The organism is Kitasatospora sp. NPDC036993, assembly GCF_055607525.1.
The window spans coordinates 213,214-228,599 of record NZ_JBVJRP010000005.1 but is presented as its reverse complement, the minus strand read 5'-3'; the positions used below and the strand labels follow the sequence as shown (position 1 = coordinate 228,599).

The 15,386-nt window shown below is 73.2% G+C and carries 9 protein-coding genes; 2 read left to right on the top strand and 7 right to left on the bottom strand.

What is annotated here, in order from left to right:
• Nucleotides 1-182 precede the first annotated feature (182 nt).
• Nucleotides 183-4,715 (bottom strand): GDSL-type esterase/lipase family protein, encoded by a 4,533-nt coding sequence (locus tag ACZ7C5_RS12660; RefSeq protein WP_470322554.1) that lies wholly within the window; start codon nt 4,713-4,715, stop codon nt 183-185.
• Between the two features lie 306 nt (nt 4,716-5,021).
• Between ACZ7C5_RS12660 and ACZ7C5_RS12655 the strand changes: the two genes are divergently transcribed.
• Nucleotides 5,022-7,403: a helix-turn-helix domain-containing protein gene (locus tag ACZ7C5_RS12655; protein ID WP_470322553.1), complete on the top strand. Its 2,382-nt coding sequence runs from the start codon at nt 5,022-5,024 to the stop codon at nt 7,401-7,403.
• A gap of 90 nt (nt 7,404-7,493) precedes the next feature.
• Here ACZ7C5_RS12655 and ACZ7C5_RS12650 read toward each other — a convergent pair whose 3' ends face one another.
• The 6 genes from ACZ7C5_RS12650 to gcvPA form a co-directional block, all read right to left on the bottom strand.
• Nucleotides 7,494-8,039 carry a (2Fe-2S) ferredoxin domain-containing protein gene (locus tag ACZ7C5_RS12650; RefSeq protein WP_470322552.1) on the bottom strand — a complete coding sequence of 182 codons (546 nt, stop codon included), beginning with the start codon at nt 8,037-8,039 and terminating at the stop codon, nt 7,494-7,496.
• Nucleotides 8,040-8,189: 150 nt separating this feature from the next.
• Nucleotides 8,190-8,843, bottom strand: a complete 654-nt coding sequence (locus tag ACZ7C5_RS12645; protein WP_188301603.1) for a GntR family transcriptional regulator — start codon at nt 8,841-8,843, stop codon at nt 8,190-8,192.
• A gap of 90 nt (nt 8,844-8,933) precedes the next feature.
• On the bottom strand, nt 8,934-9,680 hold the full coding sequence (locus ACZ7C5_RS12640; RefSeq protein WP_470322551.1) for an SDR family NAD(P)-dependent oxidoreductase: 747 nt from the start codon (nt 9,678-9,680) through the stop codon (nt 8,934-8,936).
• A gap of 22 nt (nt 9,681-9,702) precedes the next feature.
• Nucleotides 9,703-10,947 (bottom strand): ATP-NAD kinase family protein, encoded by a 1,245-nt coding sequence (locus tag ACZ7C5_RS12635; RefSeq protein WP_470322550.1) that lies wholly within the window; start codon nt 10,945-10,947, stop codon nt 9,703-9,705.
• The gene (gene gcvPB / locus ACZ7C5_RS12630; protein ID WP_470322549.1) at nt 10,944-12,542 is read right to left on the bottom strand and encodes an aminomethyl-transferring glycine dehydrogenase subunit GcvPB; all 1,599 of its coding nucleotides are present in this window, start codon (nt 12,540-12,542) and stop codon (nt 10,944-10,946) included. The genes ACZ7C5_RS12635 and gcvPB overlap by 4 nt, the downstream gene beginning before the upstream one ends.
• Nucleotides 12,539-13,897 (bottom strand): aminomethyl-transferring glycine dehydrogenase subunit GcvPA, encoded by a 1,359-nt coding sequence (gene gcvPA, locus ACZ7C5_RS12625; protein WP_401081885.1) that lies wholly within the window; start codon nt 13,895-13,897, stop codon nt 12,539-12,541. The genes gcvPB and gcvPA overlap by 4 nt, the downstream gene beginning before the upstream one ends.
• 216 nt (nt 13,898-14,113) lie before the next feature.
• Between gcvPA and ACZ7C5_RS12620 the strand changes: the two genes are divergently transcribed.
• Nucleotides 14,114-15,385: an ABC transporter substrate-binding protein gene (locus ACZ7C5_RS12620; RefSeq protein WP_401081882.1), complete on the top strand. Its 1,272-nt coding sequence runs from the start codon at nt 14,114-14,116 to the stop codon at nt 15,383-15,385.
• Nucleotide 15,386 lies beyond the last annotated feature (1 nt).

Genomic DNA, 15,386 nt, shown 5'->3' with positions numbered 1-15,386 from the left:
GACGTCGTCGCCACCGACGGGGGTGTGACGGAGTCGGCCCACGAACGTGTCTCCCTTCCGGCCGCGGGCCCCCCCCCCCCCAGGGGAGAGGTTCCCCCCGGCCCGGATCGGGATGTCCGGGCCGGGGCGCCCCCGGGTGTGCTGTGCGAGGCCTGATCCGAACGGCCTCCGGGCATGTCCCGTCAGCGGAAGCTCTTCAGGAACAGGGAGTTCCCGTCGTCCTCGTAGGAGTTGTTCACCCCGTTTCCGCCGGTGTAGTCCAGGCGTTCCATGTCGGCCCAGTCCGGGATGGCGGTGCCGGAGGAGGTCAGGTGCTTGAAGAGACGCGGATCGGTGGCGTCGGAGCCGAACTGGTAGACGCGCTGGCGCGTCGAGTAGGGCTGGTACGGCAGGTAGGGGCCGCGGGCGGTGGTCTGCTTGGTCAGGGCGTTGTTGAAGAAGACGTTCTGGGGGCCGCTGGAGCCGGACCACTTGACGGCCTTGTTGCCCGCGCTCCAGTAGATCGGCCACCAGGTTCCCTTGTCGCTGACACCCCCCTCACCGCCGCAGTTGACGGTGCAGTTCTTGGAGGCGTGCTCGAAGGGCACGTGGACCACGTTGTTGTCGAAGAGGTTGCGGCGCTCCCATCCGCCGTGCAGGTTCAGGTCGGAGTCGAAGTCGTTGGCGAACGCGACGTTCCCCGAGGAGGACCACTGGAAGGTGAAGTGGCGCAGGTTGCGGGTGGTGTTGAACGCGTACAGGGAGTCCCACACGCGCGAGCCGCGCAGGTAGCCGTTTCCGCCCTTGCCCTTGTTCCAGGCACCGTCGAAGTAGTTGTTCTCGATCTGGAGGTTCTTGGCGACCTCGGTGACGATCGGGTGCGATCCCGTCATCTCACCGCGGACACCCCGTACCCAGGAGTCGGCCGCCCACTTGAAGACGATGCCGTGCATGGCGTACTCGGGCGCGAGGTTGCCGTAGTTGTGGACCGGGCAGTTCGGGCCCATGACCGTGCACGCGGGGTCGACGTGGTAGGTGCTGCCGTCGTTGGCCGGCATCCCGTCGAGCTGCTGGGCGAAGGTGAAGTCCTCGAACCCGACGTTCGTGATCATCTTGAGCGGGGTGACCTTGCTGGCGTAGACGGTGCCGGCCGGCAGCGGCGGTGAGCCGTCGGAGACGGAGTTCACGGGCATGTCGAACTCCAGGGGCTCGTCGACGGTGACGGTGCGGCCGCCGCCGTCGACGGAGGAGATCAGGAAGACCTGCTGGCGCATGTGCAGGTTGTCCAGGTAGCTTGCCGCGGCGGTCGTGTCGATCTGCTGGCTCTGGTAGAACTTCAGGCTGTTCGCCGCGCCGACCCACAGGTAGCCGCCGGGCCGGAACGCCGACATGTCGGCGTCGGGCTTGAGCTGGATGGTGCGTCCGCCCTGACGCGCGGCGTACGCGGTGTCGGCGGCGGTGCCGGCGACCTCGACGCCCGACTCCCAGTGCTGGTTGACCGAGCCCTCGAACAGGTCTCTGCGGTTCTCCGGCAGTTTGGAGATGTCGCCGCACATCCGCTGGTGCTTGGCGGACACCTCCCGGGTCTGCACGCGGAACAGTCCCCGTCCCGGCCAGATCCAGCCGCCGGTGCCGATGATCGAGCCGAGCTTGCCCGGGCACTCGTAGCGCATCGCGTCCTGGTCCCAGCGCGAGGGCGCCGGGTCGCTGGGGCCCTTGTAGAGGGTGTCGTAGCGGGTCGCGGCGTCCGGGCTGAACACGATGCGGGTCCCGCCGGCGCTGCCGGTGCCCTGCCCGCGGATCACCAGGTAGGAGGCGTCCACCGAGAGCTGCTTGCTGACGTTGACCGTGCCCCTGGGCAGTTCGATCGACGACAGACGGCTCGGGGAGGCGTTGGGCGTGCAGTCGGTGCGGACGTGGTCGATGGCCCGCTGGATGCCGTCCGTGTCGTCCGTGCCGTCATCGGCCCGCACCCCGTACGTGGCGGCGAGGTCCTGCGCCGTGATGCGGCACTTGGCGTCCTTGGAGCGTTGCGCCTCGCCCGGTAGCCGCTCGCCGCCCCGGTAGCCGGCCTTGCTCCAGTCCGGCAGTCCGTCGACGGGGCCCCGGCGGTTGCCCTTGGCCAGCAGCTGGCTGCTGTCGTCCAGGCCGCCGGGCGAGGTGCCGGGGGCACCCGCGCAGCGTGAGGTGACGGGGCGGCCGGTGAGCCCTGCGGTGATCTTGGTCAGGCAGGCGGCCAGGGCCTGCTGGCCGTAGTAGTTGGGGTGGACGGCCTCCTGCTGGTGGCCCTGGGCCGTCCAGCCGATGTCCTTGGTCTGCTCGCTGAGGTAGGGCACCCACCGCACCCACTCGGCCTTCGCCGCGTCCACCGGGGCGCCGAGGGTGTTGGCCGAGGTGGCCTGCTGGGCCGAGGTCGCGCACAGCTCGTGGCCGGCGAAGGCGTCCTGGACGTCCAGGAAGGACACGCCCGCCTGCCGCGCGGCGTCGCCGAGCAGGGCCGTGATGCGGGGGATCACCGAGTCGTGCGCCCAGTCGGTGTCCTGGTCGAGGAAGGGGCAGCCGCCCTGCGTGTAACGCCCGTACTTCTGGAACGGGTTGACGGAGTCCTGCGGGTAGCGGTACCGGCCGCTGCTCGGCAGCGGGTTGGGGTAGGACTGGAGCACGATGTCATAGCTGCCGTCGGGCTGGCCGCTGTCGTGCAGGGTGCTCCTGATCGCCTGCAGGGTCTTGACGACGTCGGCCTTCACCGCGTCGAGCTGGGCGGCGAACTGCGCTTCCTGGGACGCCCGGCAGCCGTTGTTGTTGACCGACGGGTACAGGTAGGCCTTGGCGCAGTCCGCGAGGATCTCGGAGAACCTCAGGTCGTTGCCCCCGATGGACAGGACGACCAGGGAGACGTAGCGGGTGGCCGCCAGGTCGTGCAGCTCCTCGATCTGCGGGCGCTGCCCCTTGAACGACTGGGACAGCACGGCGGCGGTCGTCGCGCCGGAGCAGGAGATGTTGTAGCGCCGGCCCGTCAGTTCCGCGCCGTGGATCTCGGCGGAGTCCGCACGGTCGCACGCCTGGCCGGGCTTGTCCGCGTACGAGGTGTCGCCGTAGACCAGGCTCAGGTCGTGCCGGCAGGTGCTCTCGTCGGCGTTGCAGTCCACGGCCGCCCGGTCGGTCCCCCACGCCGATCCTTCGGCATAGCTGTTGGCGTTGCCCGCCCACCGCCCGGCCTCACCGGAGATGTAGCTGTCGCCCATCGAGACCTTCGCCCCCTCGGCGGGATCGCAGACGCCGCCCTGCGGTGGCGGGAAGGGCGTCTGGCCGTCGGAGGCGGTCGCCAAGGCCGCGGTGGTGACGGCCGCCGGCGTCTCGACGGCGCACTTCCACCGCCACGTGTCGACGGGGTCCAGGCCCCAGGCGCCGCTCTGGACGCTCGGCGCGCCGGCCGTCAGAGCCGTGCCGACCGGCGCCCCGAGGGTCACCGCGAGGCCGTCGGCGTTGACGAGTTGGTTGTATCCGGTGTCCAGGCGCCACAGCTGGCTCTTCGCCGCCGGCACCTGGCAGTCGTTCTGCACCACCGCCCTGGCCGCCGTGCCCGCCGCGGCCACCCCGACGTCCAGGCACTTGCCCGACGCCCAGGCCCGCAGGCCGGAGTAGTCGACGCCGCCGATCCCGGTGGGACCGACGCTCTCCAGGACCTGCCCGAGGTCGTGCGCGACCTCCTGCGCGATGATCGGGGTGCCGTTCTCACCGCGCCGGTCCGGGCCCAGACCGATGGTCCGAACCCGTGCGCCGCCGGCCGGCGCCTGGTCGATCAGCCGGTACGCGACGGGCTCCGCCGCGGCCTGCATGGGGGCGTTGAACTGGACCGGGAAGTGGTCGGAGCCCTGCAACCCCCGCCTGGCCGTCCTGGTCCCCGGGTTCGGCGGCACGCTCGTGACCGCGTAGTCCAGCTCCGAGAGCCGCTGCCCGTCCGCACTCGAACGGGTGGGCTCGCCGCTGCGGCGCAGTACTCCTGCGGGCGGAACCCACCCGAGCGGCTGGTTGGGGTCCAGCAGGTTGAAGTTGAAGTCCCCCGCCACCGCCCACTGCCCGTTCGGGCCGGTGCCGCCGCGCTGCGCCACGCCCGCGACGATGTTGTTCCGGTCGTTGCCGCCGCCGGACCAGGCGTGCGCGCTGTAGTAGACGTCGCTGCCGAGCCGTACCCCGATCAGCGGACGGGGAAGGCTGTTGCCGAGGGGATCGGGCTGCACCACCATCGGCTCGGGTGTCACGTTGAACGGCAGGGCGCTGGTGCGCACGATGAGGCCGACGTTGACCCGGCCGGGGCGAGCCGGGTCTCCGTTGGTGTCGGTGATGGCCCAGAACAGGAGGAACGTTTCCTCGCCGATCGTGAAGTAGCTCTGCGAGACCACGATGTTCGCGGCTGCCGGGCCGGCCGCGGTGTTGTACGCCGCGGGGATCGTCTGGTCCCCCAGGGAGAAGAAACTCGGCGGCGGGCTCGACATCTCCTGGAGCGCCAGGACGGTGATCCGGGGGTTCTCGTGCAGGAACGGCTTGATGTAGTCCGCCCATTTCCCTCCGCTTCCCTGCATGTTCCAGGTGGCGAAGCCGAGGTCGTTGACCGACGCCCGTGCGGGAGGTGCCGCCGCCGTCAGGGCGTAGACCAGACCGATGAGCAGGGACAGCACGCAGCCGATCGCGGGGATCCGGCGCAGGGCGGGTGATCGTGGACGATCACATGGCAAGGGAGGCTCCCTGGGGTTCGGGGATGGGGTGACCGCACGCGTGCGGCCCGCCGGGGCGACTGCTCCCGACGGGCCGAGGGGTGGTCCGGTCGATCTGTGAGCGGGGTTCGATTCGGCAAAGGGGGGTGTGGGCGGCCGGCGTGCACCGTCCCGGCCCCGGCCGCGCGGGGTGTGCGCGGCCGCTCCGAGTCCACCACCGCCGGGCGCCCGGCGCCAGGCAGTCGTACCGGCAGAACTGGCACCCGGCATACTTCTGCCGGACATGCCGCGGCGTCACCACGGCACGCCCCACACAGGACCCGGACGATGAGCACCTCCAACCCCACACCCCGCGCCGACTCCTTCGGCGGCCTCCTGCGCGGCCTGCGCACCCGTGCCCGCCTCAGCCAGGAACAGCTGGCCCACGCCGCCGGGGTGAGCGTGCGCGCGCTGGCCGACCTGGAACGCGGCCGCACCCGCGGACCGCAGCGCCGCACCGTCCAGGCCCTGGCCCGGGCCCTGGACCTGGGAAGCGGCGACACCGAGGCGCTGGAAGGTGCCGCGAGTCCGGGACGCCCCCGGCCCCGGCCCGCCGCCACGGTGCCCGCGGGCACCCTGCCGCTGCCCCGCGACCTCGACGACTTCACCGCCCGCGGCGCGGCGCTCGCCCGCATCCGGGCCCTCGCCGAGGCCACCGGCGCCGCCTGCCCACCGCTGGCGCTGGTGACCGGTCAGCCGGGCCTGGGCAAGACCGCGTTCGCCACCCGCGCCGCCCACGTCCTGGCCCCGCACTACCCGGACGGCCGGCTCGCCCTCGACCTGCGCGGCATGGACGAACAGCCGCTCGCGCCCCGCGACGCACTGGCCCGCCTCCTGCGCGCGGTGGGGGTGGCCGACAGCGCCGTCCCCCACGGCACCCAGGACCGCTCGGGCCTCTTCCGCTCGATCGCCGCCGAACGCCGGCTGCTCCTGCTCCTGGACAACGCCGCCGCCGAGGAGCAGATCCGCCCCCTGCTGCCCGGCGGCGGCGCCTCACTGACCATCGTCACCAGCCGGCACGCCCTCACCGGGCTGGAGGCGGCAGAGCGGATCGACCTGGCCCTGCTGGATGCCGGGGAGTCGGCCGAGCTGCTGGCCCGCATCATCGGGCCGGCACGCGTCGAGCGGGAGCGGCAGGCGGCCGACGACCTCGCGCGGCTGTGCGGGTACCTGCCGTTGGCGGTGCGGATCTGCGGGCAGCGCCTGGCCGCCCGGCCGCAGGAGCACCTGAGCAAGCTCGTCGCCGAACTCACCGGCGAGGAGCGCCGCCTGGACGCCCTCCAGGCCGGCAGCCTGCGCGTGCGCGCCGCGTTCGCGCTGTCCTACCGGCAGCTCACCCCGCCCGCCCGGACCCTGCTGCGGCGCGGCGCGCTCGCGGCCGGGGCCGACTTCAGTCCCGAGAGCGCGGCGCTGCTGTCCGGTGTCGGTGTGCGCGAGGCACGGCTGTGCGCGCGGGAGTTGGCCGACCACGGGTTGCTGGAACCCCATCCGGTGCTCGAACGCTACCGTTTCCACGACCTGCTGCGGCTGTTCGCCGCCGAGCAGGCCGATACCGACGACGGGGCCGTGGTCCTGGAAGCCGCTCTCGACCGCACCGCCCGCTGGATGCTCGCCCGGGCGCGGGGGGCCGCTCTGCACTTCCACGCGGAGCAGGACCGGGTGTCCGCGGGGGATCCCGCCACCGGTCCCGATCCCGATCCCGTCACCGCGCCCGTCGGCCGGCAGCGGGCGCACGCCTGGCTGGAGGGCGAGCGGTCGCAGTGGCTGTGGGCGCTCCGGCGGGCGCTCGCCGCCGGGTGGCACCGGGAGGTCGTCGACACGGCGCAGGCGATGCACTGGTTCTCCGACCGGACGGAGCACTGGGAGCAGTGGGTGGAGGTGTTCCGGTGCTCCGCCGATGCCGCCCGCGCGCTGGGGAGCCGGCGGGAGGAAGCCGTCCACCTCAATTTCCTCGCCTGGGCCTACAACCGGTGCGTCCACGACCACCGCCGGGCTCTGGAGGCCGCCACCGCCGCGCTCGCCATCGCCCACCGGTGCGGCGACCGGCTCCAGGTGGGGTGGGCGCTGGGCTACGGCGCCAGTGCGCTGAAGCACCTGGGCCGGGTCGAGGAGGCGCTGGCCTGGCTCACGGACTGCGCCGCGTGTCACCGCGCGAACCCCGCCCCCGAGGGGCGGATCGCCGAACTGACCGCCCTCAACACTCTGGGGGCGCACCTGCGTGATCTCGGCCGGGTCGAGGAGGCGCTGACGATCCACCGGCACGGCGAGGTCATCTACCGTGAGCGGCTTGCCGGGTGCTCGCCGGACCTGGTCGCCGTGTTGCGGGCCGTCACCCTCCAGCATCTGGGCAACGACCTGGCAGCGCTGGGGCGTTGGGGCGAGGCGGAGCCGTTGCTGGGCGAGTCCCTCGTAGCGTTCGAGGGCGCCGGCATGCTCGCCTGGAGCGAACCCGTGCGCCTCGACCTCGGGATCACGCTGCGGTGCCTGGGCCGACACGACGAGGCCCGCGCGCAGCTGCTGGCCGCGGAGCGCTCCCTCACCGAGCTCAACAACCCGCGGCGCCGCGACGCCACCGCCGAGCTCCGTACGCTCGACGACGCTCGTACCGGCCGCCCCGGCGCCCCCAGTGGCCCGCTGGCATCGCTCCTGCCCGCCCGCGACCACCGCTGAGCCAGGCCCTGGCCCCGGGCGCCGGCGGCGATGCCGGTGGTGACGATCGGCCCGGCCCGGGGCCGGCCGGCCCCGGGCCGGTGGGCGTGATCAGTCGTCGTGGTGCTCTGCCCGCTCCTTCCTGTGGCGGGGGAGTCGGTGGGACCCGACCGGTCGTCCGCCGGCGAGGTGCTCGGTGACGATGCGGCTCGCGACACCCGGGTCGATCCTCCCGTACCAGACGTCGTCCGGCTGCACGACGGCGACGGGGGCCTGGTTGCAGGGGAACAGGCACCCCGTCTGGGTGACGAGCACGTCGTCGTCGCCGAGGCGCTGTGCGGTCAGTTCGCTGACCAGGGCGCGCAGTCCCTCCTCCGCTCCCCTGGCCGCGCACCGCGGGCCGCGGCACACCAGGACCTGGTGCCGGTGGCCGGGGACCTCCTCCCAGGCGGCGGAGGTGAGACCGGGCTCCGTGCCGGTGACGGCCTTCGTCATCGCGGCGACCGGGGCGACGGCGTCCGGCGAGTCGGCGAGGCGGGTCGTGACGAGGATGTCGGGGCGGTGGCCCGCGCGCTCGCGCCACCAGTGCGCGGCGATCCGCCGCAGCCAGGACTGGGCCGGGCCGGAGGCCGCGAGGCGCACGCCGATCACGACCACGGTCTCGACACCCGTGTCGGCCAGCCTCGTCAGCGCGGTGGAGAGCGAGTGCCGGCCACATTCGTCGTGCAGGCCGCTACGGGCTCGTCGGCCGAGGCCGTGATCGCGCTGTCGAGCGCCGCGCGTGGGGGCCCTGTGTGTCAGAGCGCGTCAGAGCGTGACGACCGGGGGCAGGCGGTCCAGGATGCGTTCCATGCCGCTGGTCCAGTTGGCCTCCAGCGCGGTGACGGCCTGGTCGATGTCGCCGTCCAGCAGGCACTGGGCGATCCGCTCGTGCTCCTCGGCGGCGCGTTCCAGGATCTCGTGGTCGCCGACCACCACCCGCTCGTAGCGGTGCAGGGTGAGCTTCAGCGACTCGATCATGTCGCGCAGCCGGGTGTTGGCGCAGCCGGAGAGCAGCAGGGCGTGCCAGGCGTCGTCGTAGCGCTCTATCGTGCCGTGCGGGGCCTGGGGGGCGGAGAAGGCGTGGGCCTCGGCGAGCAGTCGGGGGGCGATCTCGGCGAGGTGGGCCGGGTCGGAGGTGCGCAGGGCCAGCGACTCCAGGGCGATCACGATCGCGGTGAGGTCGAGGAACTCCTGTTTGCCGGTGGGGGCGAAGCGGAAGCCCTTGCCGCGTTCGCTGGTGATGATGCCCTCGCGTTCCAGGCTGATCAGGGCCTCGCGCAGGGGCGTTCGGCTGACGCCCAGTTCCTCGGCGAGCTGGACCTCGTTGATCGACTCGCCGGGGGTGAACCGGCCGCGGCCGAGCTGCTCCAGGAGTTCGTCCTTCACCTGCTCGCGCAGCGGACGCCGCTCGATCGCCATCGGGCTTCCTTTCGTTCTCGGTCGGTAGCGTACCGGCCGGGCGACCGGCAGTTGTGCTCGGGCGCCCGGGGCCGGGTACGAGGGGGCGGCTCAGGCGGTGCCGGCACCGTCCACGGCGATGACGGCGCCGCTGACGAAGGCGGCGGCGTCGCTGGCCAGGAAGGCGACGGTCTGGGCGATGTCCCGGGGCCGGCCGATCCGGCCGAGCGGGCGGTCGGCGGCGTCGGTGTAGAAGGCGTCCGGGTTCGCGCCGAGCTGGCGGGCTTCGTCGGCGAGCATGCCGGTGTCGGTGTCGCCGGGGCAGACGCAGTTGACCCGGATGTTGTCGGGGCCGTGGTCGATGGCCATGGCCCTGGTCATGTTGACCACGGCGCCCTTGGAGGCGCAGTAGGAGATGGCCCGGCCGCCGCCCCTGATGCCCCAGCCGGAGCCGGTGTTGACGATGCTGCCGCCGCCGTTCGCGGCCATCAGCGGGACGACCAGCCCGCTGAGCAGCATGATCGAGCGGACGTTGACGGCCATCACCAGGTCCCAGTCCTCGTCGCTGATCTCGGTGACGGTGGAGCGGCGGATGATGCCCGCGTTGTTGAACAGCACGTCCACGCCGCCGTGTCGCGCGACGGTGCTGCGCACGGCGTGGTCGCAGTCGGCGCGCTGTGAGACGTCGCAGCGGACGAAGGTGCCGCCGATGTCCTTGGCGGCCTGTTCGCCGCGTTCGGTGTCGAGGTCGAGGAGGACGACGGCCGCGCCGAGTTCGGTGAGGAGGCCGGCGGTGGCGCGGCCGATGCCGGAGGCGGCGCCGGTGACGATGGCGCGCTTGCCGTGCAGGTCGATCATGGGGGTAACTCCTCTGCAGGGGTCAGGCGGAGAGGCGGTAGACGGCGCCGGAGCGGCGGCCGGTGATCACCCGGACGTGGCCGGAGAGGGCGTCGTCCAGGTCGGGGTCGCCGGTGTCGAGCAGGAGGGGGCGGCCGGCCAGGGCGGCGAGCTTGGCCTCGGTGGCGAGGACCAGCAGCCGTTCCCGGCCCGTGGCGCGCAGCAGTTCGGGGGTGAGCTGCTGGTTTCCGCGGCCGAGCAGGAAGCCCTGGCCGCCGATGGGGGAGAGGGCGATGAACGGCGTTGTGGGCAGGGCGTGCAGCTGGTCGGCCCGGGCGTCGCGGATCAGCAGGCGGGCGGCGGTGGCGAGGCTGTCGGCGTGGCCGGGGCCGAGGGCGCCCTCGGGGCCGAGCCGCAGCAGGTCGACCCCGGTGAGGCTGGTGCCGGGGGCGCCGAGTGCGGTGGCCACCGCGTAGGTGGTGCTGCCGGGGCCGAGGAGCAGCAGCCCGCCGGGGCCGACCCGTTCGGCGACCTCGGCGGCGATGCCGGCCGGCGTTCCCGGGGCGGGCCCGGAGCTGCCGGTCTTGCGCTGCTGCACCCGGGCGGGCAGGACCGGGACGGTGAGCCGGCCGTACAGCCGGGCGGAGACCCGGCCGGCCCGCAGTGCGGCCTCGTCGCGGTCCACCACCTCGGCGGGTTCCAGGCGCACTCCCCGGCCGGCCGCCCAGGCCGCCGCCACCTCGGCGGCGGCCCTGGGGTGGACGGCGAACACGGCGGAGTGCATCTTGACCCCGGCGGGGATGCCGAGCACCGGCAGTCGGGGTTCGGGGCCGAGCGCGTCCAGCACGTCGCGGGCGGTGCCGTCGCCGCCGCAGAAGAGCAGCAGTCCGGCGCCGGCCGCGACCAGGGTGCGCACCGCGGCGCGGGTGTCGGTGGCGGTGGTGTCCGCCGTGGTGGGCCGGTGCACGACCCGGGCGGGCCGGCCGGCCGCCAGGGCGGCCTCGGCGCCCATCGGGCCGTCGGCGGTGATCAGCTCCACGTCCGGCGGGAGGTGGCGCAGCGTCAGCACGGCCCGTTCGAGCGCCTCGGGGCGGGCGCCGAGGTCCAGCGCGCGCCGCTGGATCTCGGCGCCGTCGCTGCCCTTGAGGCCGACCCGGCCGCCGATCCCGGCGACCGGGTTGACCACGAGCCCGATCCGGGGCCGGCCCTGCTCGGCCCCGGGCCCGTTGCGGGGCGGGTCCTGCTCGGCCCCGGGTCCGGTCCGGGGCCCGGCCGGGGGAGACGTCACGGCTGCTCGCCCAGGACCTTGCGGCGGTAGGCGCGCCAGCTGACCGCCCAGACCGCCGGGTCGTCCAGCGGCTCGTGCCGGATCCGGTGCACGGTGGAGCGGTGCGGGGCGGTGCGGACGGTGTCCGGGTCCTCGTACGCCTCGCGGGCGACCTCGGCCAGGATCGCCGCGTACTCGTCCAGGTCGGCGCGGGAGTAGGACTCGGTGGGCTCCAGCGTCATCGGCTCGGGGACGACGTACGGGTGGTGGCTGGTCCAGTAGTGGGTGCCGAAGTCGGCGGCGCGGTAGCCGAGGTCCTCGCTGTGCAGGCCGGTGTCCTCGGCGAGCTGCTGCCAGCTGTAGCGGACCTGTTCGACCCGGGGGCGCCCCTCGGCGTACGGGACGGAGACGCCGCGGATCTGCCGGACCCGGTGCAGCAGGTAGTTGTTGTTGAGCACGGCGGTCTCGGCGACCTCGCGCAGCCCCTCGGCGCCCAGGGCCGTGATCCAGGCGTAGGCGCGCACCAGGTTCGGCACGACGCCCAGGTAGGGGCGGATCTTGCCGACCGAGTCCGGCCGGTCGTCGTCCAGGACGTACCGCTCGCCGTCGAACTCGACGGTGGGGCTCGGCAGGTAGGGCGCCAGCTCCGCGGTGACGCCGCAGGCACCGGCCGCCGGGCCGCCGCAGGCGTGCGGGGTGGAGAAGGTCTTGTGCAGGTTGAAGTGGCAGAGGTCGAAGCCGGCTTCGCGGGCCCGGGTGATGCCGAGGATGCCGTTGGCGTTGGCCTGGTCGTAGGCGCACAGGCCGCCGGCCTCGTGGACGATCCGGACGAACTCGGCGATCCGGGGGTTGTAGATGCCGGTGTCCTCGGGGTTGGTGATGAGGAGGGCGGCGGTGCGCGGGCCGACGGCGGCGCGCAGCGCCTCGATGTCGGGGTAGCCGTCGGCGTCCGGGTGCAGGGTGATCACCCGGAAGCCGGCGGTCTTGGCGCAGGCGGCGTTGGAGGGGTGGGAGAAGGCGGTGGTGATGACCTCGTCGCGCTGCTGCGCCTCGCCGCGGGCGGCGTGGTGGGCGCGGATCACCGAGACGTTGGTCCAGATCGCCGCCGAGCCCGCGCCGGGCTGGAGGCTGACCCGGTCCATGCCGGAGATCTCCCTGAGCAACTGCTCCAGACGGTGGACGAGTTCGAGGACGCCCTGGACGGTGGAGGCGTCCTGGGCCGGGTGCAGGGCGGCGATCCGGGGGTCGCGGACGAAGGTGTCGTTGACCTTGGGGCTGTACTTCATGGTGCAGGTGCCCTGGCCGACGTCCACGTTGAGGTCGGCGCCGAGGTTCTCCTGGGAGAGCCGCAGGTAGTGCCGGAGCACCTGCTGCTGGCCGAGTTCGGGCAGGGCGGGCGGTGTCGCGCGGCGCAGCGCGGCGGGCAGCCGTTCGGCGGGGTCGCCGACGGCGGCGGTGACGGCGGGTTCGGGCAGCGGGGGCAGGACGCCGCGCTCGCCGGGGGTGCCCAGTTCGAAGATCAGCTTCTCGTCCCAGCGGGCCTGGTGGAAGCGGCGCAGGGCGGGCTTGGGGGCGACTCGCGGATCTACGGAGCCGTTTGTCTGATGATTCGTCACTTCACGGTCTCCTCAAGCGCGTCGGCGAGGCGGTCGATGTCGGCTTTGGTGTGCAGCTCGGTCACGCAGTAGCGGCCCTCGTCGGCCGCGGCCGGGGTGCCGCCGTGCAGGCCGAGGGCGAGCAGGGCGTCGGCGATCTCGGCGGCGGTGCGATCGCCGGTGTAGCGGACGGTGAAGTCGGCGAAGTGCACGGCCTCGGGGTCGGCCGGTTCGACGCCGGGGACGGCGGCGAGGCGCTGCCGGGCGTAGGCGGTGTTGGCGAGGATCGTGGTGCCGATCTCGCGCATGCCGTGCGGGCCCATCAGTGCGAGGTAGACCCCGGCGGCGATGCCGTGCAGGGCGGCGGCGGTGCCGACCCACTCCTTGCCCTCCTCGCGCAGCGCGAAGGAGGTGCGCTCGTACGCGACGTCGCCGAAGCCGTACTCGCCGGGGACGTCGGTGGGGACGAGGCCGAACAGCCGGCTCGGGTACTCGGCGACGAGGCGCTCGTCGTCGGGGCTGCCGATGAAGCCGGCGTTGCCGCCGCCGAAGCTCGGGTGGATGCCGAGCGGCTGGAGTTCGCCGCAGGTGAGGTCGGCGCCGAGGTCGGCGGGCGGGGTGAGCACGCCGAGGCTGAGCGGGTTGGCGTGGACGACGGCCAGCGCCCCGGCCCGGTGGGCGAGTTCGACGTACTGCGGCAGCTCCTGGTCCACCCGGCCTCGGTGGTCGGTGAGTTGGGCGTAGACGGCGGCCGCGTCGCCCTCGGCGAGCGCGGCGCGGACGGCGGCGGGCTCGGCCGGGACGAGGACGAGGTCGTGGACGCCCCGGACGTAGTCGCGGATCCGGGAGATCCGGTCCGGGTCGATCGCGCCGACCAGCACCAGCCGGCGCCGGCCGGTGGCCCGTCCGGCCATCCGCAGCGCGGTCGCGGCGGCCTGGAACCCGTCGTACGTCGGCACGTTGACGACGTCGACGGCGAGCAGCTCGGCCATCAGCGACTGGTACTCCCACAGTGCCTGGAAGCGGCCGTGGTCCTCGTACGGCTCGCCCGCGTAGGCGGTGAGGAACTCGCTGCGGTTGACGATCTCGTCCACGACGGCGGGCACGTGGTGGCGGTAGCAGCCGGCGCCGAGGAAGCTGCGGCCGGGCGGGACGGCGGTGTTGCGGGAGAGCAGTTCCTCCAGGTGGGCGGCCAGCCGGGCCTCGGAGCCGAGCGCCGCGGGCAGCCGCAGCGGGCGGTCCAGCCGGAGGGCGGCGGGGATGTCGGCGTAGAACTCCTCGACGTCCCGGGCGCCGACCGCCGCGAGCATCGAATTCCTCACCTCCGGGGCGGAGTTGGGGATGTACGGGTGGGTTCGGGGGACGCGTGTGCTCATCCTGGCACCTTCCGCGATTTCAGTCACAAGCCTTGACGGGGTTGTGAATGCTGAGTTCTGTATACAGCATTCGGCATTCACCAGTCGGGAGGCAAGATGTCCGCAGAAACCCGGCACAGAAAACATTCCCAACTCGCCCTTGGCCAGGGAGAATCGGCGGAAGATCCAGGGCGTCGCCGACTCCTCCGTGCCGGACTCGCCGGCGGCGCACTGCTGTTGACCGGTGCCACCGGCTGCGCGACCGGCGGAACCGGCGGCGCCAGCGCCAAGCAGCTCGCGGGCAGCCCGGGCGCCACCCTCGCCGGCAAGGTCACCATCTGGTCCTGGGACGTCGCCGCCAAGGCCATGCAGCGGCTCGGCAAGGTCTTCGAACAGGCCCACCCCGGCACCACCGTCGACGTGGTGGACATCGGCTACGACAACGCCTACGACAAGATCACCGTCGGGCTCGGCGCCGGCAGCGGACTGCCCGACATCCTCACCATCGAGGGCCACAAACTCCCCACCTACATCGGCAACTTCCCGAACGCCCTGGTCGACCTCACCGGCCGCGCCGGGACCCTCAAGTCCCAGTACCCGGAAGCCTCCTGGCGCACCGTGACGGACGCCAGGGGCCGGGTCTTCGCCCTGCCCTGGGACAGCGGGCCGTGCGCCCTGTTCTACCGGCGCGACCTGTTCCGGCAGGCCGGCGTCGACCCGGCCGGCCTGAACACCTGGGACGACTACCTCACCGCCGGCACCACCCTCAAGGCCGCCACCGGAAGGAAACTGCTCACCCTGGACGCCAAGGAGGACAGCCTCTTCGCGATGCTCCTCCAGCAGCAGGGCCAGCGCTGGTTCACCGACGGCAAGGCCGCCGTCGCCACCCCCGCCGCCGAACGCGCGCTCACCCTGCTCAAACAGCTCGTCGACCGCGACCTGGTGGACTTCGAGAACGGCTGGGACGGACTCGTCTCCGCCACCCACGACGGCAAGGCCGCCACCATCCCCACCGCCGCCTGGTGGGACGGCACCCTCACCGCCGAAATGACCGACCTCAGCGGCAAGTTCGGCGTCGTCCCGCTGCCCGCCTTCACCCCCGGCGGCACCCGCACCTCCAACAGCGGCGGCTCCACCCTGTGCGTCCCCGCGCAGAGCAGGAACCCCGAGACCGCCTGGGCCTTCCTCTCCTTCCTGCTCGCCGACAAGGCCAACCAGGCCTCGATGATGCAGCACGAAGGGCTCTTCCCCGCCTACCTCCCCGCCCTGGACGACCCGTACTTCCAGCAGCCCGCCCCCTACTACGGCGGCCAGCCGGCCATGCAACTGTTCGCCGGACTCGCCCGCGCCATCCCCACCGTCGAGTACACCGCCGACGACTCCAAGGCCGGCGACATCGTCACCACCGCCGTCAACCAGGTGCTGCACAACGGAGCCGACCCCGGCACCGTACTGCGCTCCGCCGCCCGCCAGATCGCCACCGCGACCGGCCGCCGGCCGGTCGCGTAGG

Bases quoted from the DNA above. Each gene is read 5' to 3' on its own strand.
- ACZ7C5_RS12655 (WP_470322553.1), top strand. From the start codon at position 5,022: ATGAGCACCTCCAACCCCACACCCCGCGCCGACTCCTTCGGCGGCCTC.
- ACZ7C5_RS12645 (WP_188301603.1), bottom strand. From the start codon at position 8,843: ATGGCGATCGAGCGGCGTCCGCTGCGCGAGCAGGTGAAGGACGAACTC.
- ACZ7C5_RS12640 (WP_470322551.1), bottom strand. From the start codon at position 9,680: ATGATCGACCTGCACGGCAAGCGCGCCATCGTCACCGGCGCCGCCTCC.
- gcvPA (WP_401081885.1), bottom strand. From the start codon at position 13,897: ATGAGCACACGCGTCCCCCGAACCCACCCGTACATCCCCAACTCCGCC.